The organism is Shewanella pealeana ATCC 700345, assembly GCF_000018285.1.
Taxonomy (GTDB): domain Bacteria; phylum Pseudomonadota; class Gammaproteobacteria; order Enterobacterales; family Shewanellaceae; genus Shewanella; species Shewanella pealeana.
On sequence record NC_009901.1, the window covers coordinates 761185 to 773472 of the forward strand.

Below are 12288 nucleotides of genomic sequence, written 5' to 3' on the forward strand. Positions count from 1 at the left end.
GTAAAATAAAAGGAATAATAATGAATCATTACTCGTTAACCTCTATAAGTTATGTAAAAAAATCCCTGTTGACGCTGATATCTTGCTTATCGATCGTATCTATAGCTGGGTGTAATTCGGATTCAGATGCTGAACCGCTTACAGGCAAACAAATTGAGCCCAGCGCTTGCTTCTGGGTTGGCCCCTACAACATTGATCACCCAGAGCGTAACTTTGCCTATCCTGACACTGGCGCTAACTACTGGCATGCGGGCTATATTTTGCCAGAAGGTGCCAGTTTAACTTTGCACGGTGAGTATCCCTATGCGCGTTATATTTCCCTCAATAGCTACCGCGCCGATACCTCGCCTGCAACGGCGATAACAGATAAAGATATCATCGCCGATGACGGCTCCTTTAATCCCTATATTCAAGATGCAGAGCGTAAAAATCAGTTGAGAGAGTACACGCTGACGGTTGCTCAAGGGGCTGCGGAAGGTGAACTGCCTGCTAACACCTTATTTGATTATGCCGAGCAGGGAGCTAAAGCCGTACTCATTTATCGTATTTACGTAAGTGATGAAGGAGAGGATGAGCAAGGCGGTGTAGAACTGCCGGCCGTTGAGCTGACGCTCGCAAGTGGTGAGGCTTTATTTGGTCAGCAAGCATGTGATGCGCTGCAGGTCGATAGTGATAATCTAGCCATTCCATTAGTCCCTAAGGAAACCTACGCCAAGATCCGCTCAAATCCAGCATTTGATCCCGCTAGAAATCCAGCAGTTTGGCGAGCGGCCTATAACGGTGCTTTTGGTATTCAGTGTAACTTTCTTGGAAAGTGTGACGGTGAGCCAGAGCGGAAAGTAAACTTCTATGCCAATGCAGATAATCAATATGTCAGCACTTTCTTAAATAGTGATTTTGGTGAAGTTGCCATCACCCGAGGTAAGTTGCCTATAGTGCCTAAAACTCTTGCAGGAAATACTGTATTCGATGAATCCGAGTCTCAAATGCGTTACTGGTCGATTTGCCAGAACGAGTATTACTCGCAAGTGGTGACAGCATGCTTATTCGATGAGGAGCTTGTAGTCGATAGCGACGGTTACTACACAGTTATTACTAGCCCAGCAACTAGTAAACCGAGTAACGCTAATGCGGAGTGTGGTTATAACTACCTGCCCTGGACGGAGCAAGGTGATGGCTTTGGACGAGTTATCGAAGGTGGAAATAATAAACTCAATGAAGCATTGCTCATTGTACGAAATATGCTTCCGAAGGCCGGTTTTGCACAGGCGATTCAAAATACTCGCAAACCGGGAGATGAGTACGCAATTATGGCGGAGTATCTGCCCACGACAGAGTATATGAGTCAGGCTGACTTTGAGTCTTTGGGCTGCCAAATCTAATCCTTATGTTTTAGGACGGCCAAAAAACTGCCATCAGGCGGTTTTTTTTTGCACAATATTTAGTTTGATCCGGATCATTGTTGGTCTCGGTTTAGCTTCATTAAATAGTAAGTTTAGCTAAGCTAATATTAGGTAGTTGTTAGTGGAGATAGCTATGGACAAAGTATTTATTATTTCCCAAAGAGAAGAGGCTCATGTCGATGCTGTATCGGCGGGAGTCGAACTTGCCAGAGTATTAGGTAAACGTGCCGAAGTATTTGCTTATAGTTTTGAATATTTTGGCAATGCCGAGTACTACAATCCTAAGTTTGTTGCGGTTGCACAAAAGCATGTAATGAAGCAGCGAATGGCAAAGATCGAGTTGGAGCTAGAGAGTATTCATGCCGAAGATACGCCAACCCACAGCGTGTGGAGTAAAGATCTCTATGAGCATGCTTGTCATCACTCAGACCGTCATGGTTTCGATCTTATGGTTAAAGCGGTACACCATGCAGAGCACTATTTACCTGTAGATTGGAACCTTATTCGTCATACCCGAGTGCCATTAATGCTGCTGACCGATAATCCGCTGCTGAAGAATAATACCGTGATGATGGCGCTCGATCTGGATAGCAAAAAAACCTTAAAGCAGCAGTTGAATCAAGCCGTGATTCGTCAGGCAACCACCTTGGCAAAAGCGACAGGATGCGAGTTACATCTTGCATTTGTGATCCGATTACCTCAAGTGATCCATGATATGGAGATAGTCGATACTCATGCCATGGTCAGGGAGGCTAGGGAAAAACATCAAGCTTTGTTTGATGAGCTCAATATCGATCCTAAGTGCCTGCATATTACGGTGGGGGAGCCGGATCTGTGTATCTACCAGTTAGCTTGTAAGCATAAGGTTCGCTACTTAGTACTGGGAGCTGTGCAGCGTCAAGGCCTGTACGCTTTTGTGGTGGGTAATATGGCTGAATCAATACTAAGCCGCATTCGCAGCAATGTGTTGGTTGTACCTGCCCGCGAGGGGGTATTGCAGCCTCTAGGAGATAGTTGATAGGAGAGAGTTTACACCCATGCGCGGCTTAGAAAGCCGCGGGCGCTGTTTGATGCTGGGTGCGACGCAGCGTCAAGGCGTTTACGCCTTTGTGGTCGGCAATATGGCTTTATAGATATAAAGCCGTATTCGCAGCAATGTGCTAATAGTGCCTGCTCGTGAAGGGCTATTAGCGCCTTTAGAATAATAATTTCTGCGTGAACAAAATAAAAAACCACCTCAAATGAGGTGGTTTTTTTTAGCTTAAACAAGCCGCTTATCGGGATTAGTTAGTTGAGAATTCGTTTTCAACTAAGTGCTGCTTGTTTTCAGCTTGCGGGGTGTGACACTGAGTACAGTTGTAGTACTCGTTGTTTAGCTTGCCGTCGGCCAACATATGCGATGGATCCACAGCCGTTGCCTTCATACGCTTAGCTTTTGCTGGGCTGTGGCAGCTGATACAGCCGTTGCGCTTAAGCGTGATTGGGTAATCGGCTTTATGCGGGATCATAGGTGGCTGATGTACAAAGGTACGCTCGATAGACTTACCGCGCTTTGGATAAAGCGGTGCAGGATCTGCTGCGCGAATATCGGTTATCTCAGACTTACCGAGTGAGCTGATGTTAACAGGCTCGGCTTGAGTGTTCGCTTGCTGACCAGAGCAAGCACTAAGCGCCATCACTAGCGCAGCTAAGGTGAGTACTTTTTTCATTGGTTGTTCTCCGCCTTTAGGGCAATTCGATTTTGATACTTTCGATTCTGAAACTGGAAAACGCGTTGGGCGCAAACGTCGATACAGCGGCCGCATTGAGTGCAATCACTGTCGGTTATCATGGGCTGCTTGCCTTTGAGGGCAGGCTTTAATACCTGTCTTTCAGGGCAGACCACAAAACAATCCATACAGTTATCGCAATCTTTTGCATTTACCGCAGATACTTTTATCGGACTGATTTTACCGAGAAGGCCAAATAGTGCCCCCGTTGGGCACAGGTGTCCGCACCAAGCTCTCTCACTGATAAATAGATCCAGTAAGAAGATGGCGGCCAAGACCCATAAACCACTGCCAGCACTAAACAAAGCGGCACGATACAGTACCGGGACGGGATTAACCCATTCCCAGACAGCCATGCCGGTAAGTATTGGCAGTATGAGCACAAGCGCTAGCAGGTAGTAACGTAAGTTTCTTGGCATCTCAGAGGTGCGAGGCAAGTTCATTTTACGTCGTAGCCAGCTTGCTAAGTCTGTCACCATGTTCACGGGGCAGACCCAGCTACAAAATACTCGGCCGCCAAGCACTGCATACAGCAGTGCGATAATCACGGCGCCAAGTATTAAGCTTAGCTCGGGTAGATGGCCTGTCATCAACACCTGCAAGGTAGCAAGTGGATCCGATAGAGGCACAACACCGAAGAGTTCGCTGGCTGAGAGGTTACCTTTAAGTAACCAGAGTCCGAACAAAGGGCCAATGGCAAACAATGCAAAGACACTGACTTGGCTAAGGCGACGAAGGAACAGGAATTTGTGGGCACGCCACCATCCAAGCTCTTTAATTGCCGCTCTAGCAAAGCCATGTGTTGTCGGTTTTTGCTTTAGTGTCTGGCTCATAATGCAAGCCCCTTGTTTAACATCTCAAGCGTGGTCTCTTCGGTGTTGATATAGGTATCGTGAGAAGCTGTTTTACCTAAAGCAATATGAGTCGGTAACACCTTGATCGCAGGTTCTTCTAATACACACACATGTTCACATTTTCCACAGCCAGTGCAGCTATCGCTGTTAACTGTTGGTAGGAACATGGCGTGGTGACCACTGCGTTCATTGTGCTGCATCTCAAGGGTGATAGCATCATCGATTAGCGGGCAGGCCCGGTAACAAACGTCGCATCTCAATCCTTTAAAGTTAAGGCAGTTTTTCTCATCGATCAGTACAGCAATACCCATTTTAGATTCGTCAATATCCGTCAAACTCTGGTCAAGCGAGCCAGAGGGGCAAGCTTTAACACAAGGGATATCTTCACACATCTCACAGGGGATCTTGCGTGCGGTAAAGTAGGGCGTGCCGGTTGGGGCACCCTGAAACCAGCGAGCCAGTTTCAGGGTGTCATAAGGGCAGGCTTCTACGCATAGACCACAGCGTACGCAGGCCGAGAGAAAATCTTGTTCACTTAATGCACCTGGCGGTCGAATCGCGAGCGAGTCTAACTGACTAGATTGCTTAGCAACTGCCGTTAAACCCATTCCTAGCAAGCCCATTGCGCAGCTAGCTTTTGCCGATGTGGCTAAAAACTGGCGGCGATTAACGCCTTTGGCTGCGAACTTACGTTGATCGACCGTACTCATTTGCTTATCTCTTCTCCGCTTTTGCTTAAGCGATTAAAGTTAAATTTGTTAGTGAAAGGCTTACGCTTTCATCACTTTAACTGGACACTTCTTGAAGTCTGTCTCTTTTGACAGCGGATCAGTCGCATCTAGTATTAACTTGTTGACCAGCTGGCGCGCATCGAAGAATGGCATAAACGCCACGCCTCTTGGCGGCTTGTTACGGCCTTTAGTTTCTACACGGGTTTTTACTTCACCGCGAGGCGAAGCCACAATCACTTCATCGCCACGCTTTAGACCACGTGCTTTAGCATCTTCTGGGTGCATAAAGATTTGTGCATCAGGGTATGCGCGATAAAGCTCAGGTACGCGAGCTGTCATCGAACCTGTGTGCCAATGTTCAAGAACACGGCCGGTTGATAACCATAGATCGTATTCTTCATTTGGCTCTTCTGCTGCAGGCTCAAATGGTAGGGCGAAAATCACCGCTTTACCGTCAGGCTTACCGTAGAAGTCAAATTCCTTGTCGCCTTTCACATACGGATCGCCTTTCGAGAAGCGACGTAATGTTTCTTTACCATCAACTACCGGCCAGCGTAGGCCGCGAGTCTCATGGTAAGTATCGAAGTCTGCTAAATCGTGAGCGTGACCACGACCAAACTGGGCGTATTCTTCAAATAGTCCTTTTTGTACGTAGAAACCAAATGCATCAGACTCGTCGTTCAATTCAGCTTTGCAATCAGAAGCAGGGAACTTGTTGACTACGCCATTGGCGTAAAGCACATCAAATAATGTCTTGTCAGCCACTTCAGGTTGCTTAGCAATAAGCTCCGCTGGCCAGACTTCAGACACCTTAAAGCGCTTAGAGAATTCCATAAGCTGCCATAGGTCAGACTTAGCGCCCTCTGGTGCTTTAACTTGCTGGTGCCACATGTGAGTGCGACGCTCTGCGTTGCCGTAAGCCCCTTCTTTTTCTACCCACATAGCCGTTGGTAGAATCAAGTCAGCAGCCATAGCGGTTACTGTTGGGTAGGGATCAGATACCACAATGAAGTTTTCTGGGTTACGGAAACCTGGGTACATTTCATCGTTAATGTTTGGACCCGCTTGCATGTTATTGGTACACATAGTCCAGTAACAGTTCAGCTTGCCATCTTTAAGCATGCGGCTCTGTAGCACGGCGTGGAAACCAGGCTTTGGCGGAATCGTACCTTCTGGTAGTTGCCATAACTTCTCAGCAATTGCACGGTGCTTAGGATTCATGACTACCATGTCTGCTGGTAGGCGGTGCGCGAACGTACCTACTTCACGTGCAGTACCACAAGCAGATGGTTGACCCGTTAGCGAGAATGGGCTGTTGCCTGGAGTGGCAATTTTACCGGTTAGCAAGTGGATGTTGTAAAGCATGTTGTTGGCCCAAACACCACGAGTGTGTTGGTTGATACCCATGGTCCACAGACTCATCATCTTCACGTTTGGATCGGCATAAGCCTTAGCCATTAGCTCAAGCTTTTCAGGCTCAACACCACTCATCTCTGCTGCGTATTCTAGCGTGTATGTGCTAACAAACTTAGCGTACTCATCGAAGCTGATCGGTGCGAATTTACCGTTACCTGGGTTCTTAGCTTTTTTCTCAAGCGGGTGATCTGGACGCAGACCATAACCGATATCGGTAGTACCTAGTGCAAAGGTGGTATGTTCGTTAACGAAGTCTTTGTTAACCGCATCGTTTTGAATGATGTAGTTAGCAATATAGTTAAGGATCACTAAGTCAGACTGTGGACGGAACACCATGGCGTTGTCGGCTAAGTCGAAGCTACGGTTTTCGAAAGTCGATAACACGTGCACGCGGCTAGTCGGGCTACTTAGGCGACGATCCGATAGGCGAGCCCAAAGGATTGGGTGCATTTCAGCCATGTTCGCGCCCCATAGCACGAACTGGTCAGCGGCTTCTAAGTCGTCGTAACAACCCATTGGCTCATCGATACCAAAGGTACGCATAAAGCCAACAACCGCAGATGCCATACAGTGACGCGCATTCGGGTCGATGTTGTTAGTTAGGAAACCGGCTTTGTGAAGTTTAGATGCAGCATAACCTTCCCAAACAGTCCACTGGCCAGAGCCAAACATACCAATGGCAGTTGGGCCTTTGGTCTTAAGGGTGTTTTTCCATTTGTCAGCCATGATGTCAAAAGCGCTATCCCAGCTGATTGGGGTGAACTCGCCTTCTTTATCATATTGGCCGTCTTTCATACGTAGAAGCGGTGTGGTTAGGCGATCCTTACCGTACATGATTTTAGAAAGGAAGTAGCCTTTAATACAGTTAAGGCCTTTGTTCACAGGGCTTTCAGGGTCACCTTTGGTGGCGACGACTTTGCCATTATCTGTGCCTACAAGAACACTACAACCTACGCCACAAAAACGACAAGGTGCTTTGTCCCACTTGATGTTATCTTTTTGCTCTGCAGCTTCGACTATCTTAACTGGCAGAGTCGCGCCTACGGCAGTTGCGGCTGCAACGGCGGCGTTGGCTTTTAGAAACTCGCGACGGCTAATGCTCATGGTGTTCCTCACTCTTTTCTTCTACTGGATCGACTTGATGATAAATTAGACTGCTATTTAACACGCCTTCTAAGGCGTTAATCGCTTCTACGCTATCGAGGATGGTACGTTGGGTTTCACCTTCAATGGTGACCACAAATTTACCTTCATCGGTAACAGCATGGATTTCGGTGCCTTCAAGAACTGATATTCTGTTCTTAATCTCAGTCACAGCATGGGGTGCTGCATGCACGACTAGGCTGGTAATATGAAATTCTTGGCTCATCTTGTTTACCTTTTATGGTTTGGTAATAACGCTTGTTTGGATATTGCGAATGTTATTTACCAAGGTTTATATCGAGTCTAGACCTCATAATTATTGTGGGTATACCTCACAAGGGGTATTGGAGTTTTTTGTAGACCGAGATCAACTTTTTAGTGTTGATCTAGTTCACAAATCTACCAATAAATACTGTTGTGCTGTTTAAATTGTGCTCATTCGGAATGTTAGCTTGCGCTATATTAAAAATCCAAGATATTCATAAGTTTACTTCTTGATAATGATTTTTGTTTATATCTTGTTTGCAAGGTGTAATAGGCTAGAGGTTATACCAATAAATAGGTAAATGTATTATTAAATTTTATTTAATAGCCGGTGAGTTCCATGTAACCCATGCCACTATGACTGCCACTTATTCTGATAGGGCCTTCCCAGTAGGGGATAGACAGAGGCATGCTGGAATCAGCATTGAGTGCCTGAGTCGTTAGCTGGATATTTTCTGACGGAATAGCAATCTGCCACGCAGTTGGGTAATGGCCTGATTGCATTTGTTGCCAGTCTATTGCCGTCATAGAGATCTGCTTATTAGTGATATTGTGGCCGCGACCATCAGGAAACATGCGCCGACCGCTATAGAAATGCAGCTTGTCACCGCTGGAGTCTCTCAGTTGAAACAGCATTAGCGCCGAGCCGTCATCGAGTCTTAAGGCGAACCAATCCCAGCCTTGCTGAGCTTTAGCTAGAAATTGCGAGCTCCACTCTCTATCGAGCCAGCCATCACCGTTCACCTGAATTGTTTTGCCATCTCGCTCGACAGTGCCACTGACCTTGATAAAAGGCTGGCTATAATAATAGCTCGCCACTGTGCCGGCGGCATTTTTTCGGCTATAGCCGTTATCGCCTTGAAGCTGAAAGGGAGCCTGACTATTGAGTTTGAGCTGGTAGCTAAAGCTATCGGTAGCTACGGATAAGGTGGCAGGAAATAACTGCTCGTCATTGCTACGCCATTGCCAATCATCTAGCTTAATCACCAGCGGCGATGTTTGAGTACCAGCAAGAAATGGATGGCCTCTAGACCATCTTTCTGCTGCGAGGTGCTGGGTTTGTGTGGTGATCGCGCTATGGGACATATAAAGCTGCTGTGTCTGCCAACTCGATTGGGCTAAGTCTTGTGTGCTTGCCTTTTCATCAGGATCTGGAGGGGATAGAGCGATACGAAATTGCGTCCATTGTAAGCCGAGTGATTCTCCTGTTTCGGTTGTTAGATTGGCAGTCAAATACCACCACTCCTGCCTGAAGTAGTCATGGGCCATGTGGTCAGTTGGGAAGGAGAGTGTTTTTCCCGGAACGACAGGAGTGTAGTGGGTGGTGTCTCCATCGAGTCGTTGCCCCATACCTGTAGGTGACTTGTTTGGTTCTGAGTCACAGCCGTAAAGTAAGGTAAGTAGCAGTAAACAGGGATACAGCTTCATAATGCCTCCTGCTGCAAGCTGCTGATCAATGGGCGGCGTGTCTGCCATAGTAGCGGCAGAACCACGGCGAAGGCACTGACAACGAGGGCGATCACCAATACCCTGAAATAAGCCAGCCAGTCCCAAACCATGGCGATACTCCAACCAAAGGCCTGCAGGGTGACTTTATTAATTAACAGGTAACCGAGGATCGCACCAGTTGGTAGGGCGAGCAAACAGGTCAGTAGTACGATTAACAACATCTGCCCAGACACTAAGGTTCGCAATTGCATTCGGCTGACGCCCAGAGCATACAGTCTGGCGAGTGGAGCCTGTCTCGCTTGAGTTAGCATCAAGCAAGCGCTGAATAGGCCCACTGCAGCGACGAGAAGCGTTAAGCTATTGAGCACTAAGGTGATGGAGAAGGTGCGTTTAAAAATCTGCATGGCTCGTTGTTTAATCTTGCTCTGGTTATACATCTGCGCCGCAGACAGCGGAATCTGATTCTGCAGTATCGATTCTAGCTCGCTAATCTTGTTATCATAATCGGCCGCAATACTGCTTGGGGGGACGGGTAAATCTAGCTGCTGCCAGGTAGTTTGGCTGATGATTACCTGTCCTTTTGGGCTGCCGTAATCATAAAAAATAGCGCCAATTGGCAAAGCGGGAAGCGAGGCATTATCAAACTCAGGTAGGGCGATCGTGTCGCCTATATTGAGTCGATACTTGATTGCCATCGGCTCGCTGATCATCAGCACCTTAGCGTTGAAAAAGTCTTGCCAATGGTCGGCCTGTTGCGCCTTAATCTGATTGCTGTTTCTCAGAGAGTGGGCATCGCGAGTCATTAAACTGACCGGGGCACTTTGGTAATGGGTAGAGTGAAGCCATTGGCCATAAACCGCGCTGACATAAGGCAAGCTCTCGAGTAAGGCTTGGGTCTCGAGCATTTTATCGCTGGGAGGGCGGATATAAAGATCGGCATAGAGCCTGTCATCGAGCCAGTGCTTTAAGGTGATCTCAAAGCTACCCACTAAGGTGTTCATCGAGATATTGGCGGTAAGCGCCAACAGCATCGCCATCATGGCGAGAGAAAGCGGCGCGATAAGCTCCTTGCTCTCGGCTACGGCATATTGCCATAACCCCGTTTGAGCCACTCGCTCTACAAGCGACAAGCTTACTTGCAGCACCATGGGTAATAACAGCGGCATGGCAATGGTGACAACGCCTATCAAGGCGAGGCTATGTTGATAGTCCTGCGTCAGCGGAAACAATCCTGCGGCGACAGTTAACAAGATTAAGCCAATGAAAAAGAGCCTCAGTTGCTGTTTCTTTGCGTGGACTAGCTGTTCGAATCGACTCGCACAGCGGGCTAACGGCTGTTTGGCTAAGGTATTAAATAATGGGTAGCAAGCCAATAAAGCCGCGAAAAGAGTCAAGCCGATAGCCTGATATAGCCAACTCCATTGCCAAGCTCCCGGCATCAGTCTTGCGCCGTAGAGTTGCTCGAGGGTGAGTGCAATCATAGGTTGTAGCCAATGGCTGAGTTGCAGGCCGAGAATGAAGCCAACTAATGAGCCAATAAGCACTAATATCAGCAGTTCAAAAAGCAGGGCGAGTAGCAAGGCTCGTTGCGGCACGCCCTGCTGTTGCAGCTGTACCAACAGCTTTTGGCGCTTGAGTAGACTGTAGCGAACGCCGTTATAAGCGATAAACAGGCCGACGATAAATGCCAGTAGGCTCATGGCGGTGAGATTGAGGTGAAAGCTGCGTGTCAGACTCGTCAGGCCTTCACCATCATCTTGCAGAGTAAAGATAAAGTGCTGGCGAGTTTGTTGATTAAACAGTTTCTGGATCTGCTTGGTTAAATGATTGGGGTTGGCAAACAGGGCGATATAGCTGAGTTCTCCCGCTTGGTTTAGCAGCTTCTGCCCGAGGGAGATATCCATCAAGATGGCGTTGCTGAGCCCAAGTTCATCGCTTAGGGATATCACATTCAGTTGACAGCCGTTGAGCTCAATGGTGCCTTGAGGGGCAACTTGAGCGCTGAAGCTTTCGCTCATTAAGATGTAAGGGGCTCCCGATAACAGCTTCGCGAGGGGAAGGTCGGCAGAGAAGAGAGAGAGTTCTTTCGAGCCTGTAGCGGCATGTTTTGGCGTTGATTGCTTGGCTTGTATCGACAGCGCCGCGACCAGATCGCTGGCCTGAATATCCCAGCGCTGACCTTGGTCATCGGTCACAGTGCCAGTTAACACGGCTAAGGCCTGAGTGATGCCAGCCTGTCTAAGGGTAAAATAAACCGACTCATCAACTGATTTCTGACCACTAATTGGTGTGAGCAGTAACTGCGCCCTTTGACTTAATAACTCGGTGGCTTCTGAGTAACTGCGAACGGCATTTTCATTGGTCGCTCTAACCCCAATGAGTAGGGTGACGGCAAGTATGACCCCTAAGATAATCGCTCCGGCTTGCAGTGGCGACTTAAGGTAATGACGTGCGAATACCCCTAAACTTAACCGTATTGTTAGCCCGTGCTGTCTTCTTACAGGGCTACTCATGGATCTTTCCCAGTTCTAGATGCCAGCGCCTCTTCATAAAGGCGGCGCAGTCACTACTGTGAGTGACCATTAAGACACAGGTGTTAGATTCTCTAGCGAGCTGGGTGAGCAACCTCATCACCTGTTGACCGGCTTTCTCATCTAAGTTTCCCGTCGGTTCATCGGCGAGTAACAGCCTCGGCTTATGAGCGAGGGCGCGAGCGATGGCAACGCGCTGTTGCTGACCGCCAGATAGGGTTTCGACATTGCGACCTATAACGTCGTTGAGTCCGAGTTGCTCAATAAGGTAGTCGCACCAAGGGGTCCATTTTTGCTGATTTAAGCGTAATGAAAAGGCGATATTGTCGCGGACGTTGAGCGGGGTGAGCAGATTAAACTGTTGAAAAACGACCCCTAGATGCAGGCGCCTAAATTGGCTCCATTGCTTATCTTGCCAGTGTGTGGTGTCATTTTCGTTGAGCAGTAACTGGCCTTGCTTGATAAATTCAAAGCCACCAATGATATTGAGCAGGGTACTCTTTCCGCTACCACTTGGGCCGGTTAATGCCACCGTATCGGCGATATTGAGGCTAAGGTTAATATCATCTAATACTTGATGATATTTATCGCCATCGTTAAAGCCTTTTGAGACCCGACTCAGCCTGACAATCTCACTTGCCATTATCACTCCTGTCGCTGCACTTTACCCTTTAATTCAAATAGTAATCTAACATGCTTTACCTATGGTGCAGCTTATTAAATAAACA

10 protein-coding genes are annotated in these 12288 nt (G+C 47.8%); 2 read left to right on the forward strand and 8 right to left on the reverse strand.

The window, feature by feature from the left end; genetic code table 11:
• Positions 1-20: 20 nt before the first annotated feature.
• Together SPEA_RS03275 and SPEA_RS03280 are read left to right on the forward strand one after the other, a co-directional pair.
• Positions 21-1382 carry a hypothetical protein gene (locus tag SPEA_RS03275; RefSeq protein WP_012153883.1) on the forward strand — a complete coding sequence of 454 codons (1362 nt, stop codon included), beginning with the start codon at positions 21-23 and terminating at the stop codon, positions 1380-1382.
• Positions 1383-1536: 154 nt separating this feature from the next.
• Positions 1537-2421, forward strand: coding sequence for a universal stress protein (locus SPEA_RS03280; RefSeq protein WP_012153884.1), 885 nt, complete (start codon positions 1537-1539; stop codon positions 2419-2421).
• Positions 2422-2686: 265 nt separating this feature from the next.
• Here SPEA_RS03280 and SPEA_RS03285 read toward each other — a convergent pair whose 3' ends face one another.
• The 8 genes from SPEA_RS03285 to SPEA_RS03320 all read right to left on the reverse strand — a co-directional run bounded on the left by SPEA_RS03285 (position 2687) and on the right by SPEA_RS03320 (position 12203).
• Positions 2687-3112, reverse strand: a complete 426-nt coding sequence (locus SPEA_RS03285) for a nitrate reductase cytochrome c-type subunit (RefSeq protein ID WP_012153886.1) — start codon at positions 3110-3112, stop codon at positions 2687-2689.
• On the reverse strand, positions 3109-4005 hold the full coding sequence (gene napH / locus SPEA_RS03290; RefSeq protein WP_012153887.1) for a quinol dehydrogenase ferredoxin subunit NapH: 897 nt from the start codon (positions 4003-4005) through the stop codon (positions 3109-3111). Before napH ends, SPEA_RS03285 begins: the two co-directional genes overlap by 4 nt.
• A complete protein-coding gene (gene napG / locus SPEA_RS03295) occupies positions 4002-4736 on the reverse strand; it encodes a ferredoxin-type protein NapG (RefSeq protein WP_012153888.1) in 735 nt (244 codons plus the stop codon). Before napG ends, napH begins: the two co-directional genes overlap by 4 nt.
• Before the next feature lie 60 nt (positions 4737-4796).
• The gene (gene napA, locus SPEA_RS03300; RefSeq protein WP_012153889.1) at positions 4797-7277 is read right to left on the reverse strand and encodes a nitrate reductase catalytic subunit NapA; all 2481 of its coding nucleotides are present in this window, start codon (positions 7275-7277) and stop codon (positions 4797-4799) included.
• On the reverse strand, positions 7267-7542 hold the full coding sequence (locus SPEA_RS03305) for a chaperone NapD (RefSeq protein WP_012153890.1): 276 nt from the start codon (positions 7540-7542) through the stop codon (positions 7267-7269). Before SPEA_RS03305 ends, napA begins: the two co-directional genes overlap by 11 nt.
• Before the next feature lie 359 nt (positions 7543-7901).
• Positions 7902-9008, reverse strand: a complete 1107-nt coding sequence (locus SPEA_RS03310; RefSeq protein WP_012153891.1) for a lipocalin-like domain-containing protein — start codon at positions 9006-9008, stop codon at positions 7902-7904.
• The gene (locus SPEA_RS03315; protein WP_012153892.1) at positions 9005-11542 is read right to left on the reverse strand and encodes an ABC transporter permease; all 2538 of its coding nucleotides are present in this window, start codon (positions 11540-11542) and stop codon (positions 9005-9007) included. Before SPEA_RS03315 ends, SPEA_RS03310 begins: the two co-directional genes overlap by 4 nt.
• Positions 11535-12203, reverse strand: coding sequence for an ABC transporter ATP-binding protein (locus tag SPEA_RS03320; protein WP_012153893.1), 669 nt, complete (start codon positions 12201-12203; stop codon positions 11535-11537). Before SPEA_RS03320 ends, SPEA_RS03315 begins: the two co-directional genes overlap by 8 nt.
• Between the last annotated feature and the right edge of the window lie 85 nt (positions 12204-12288).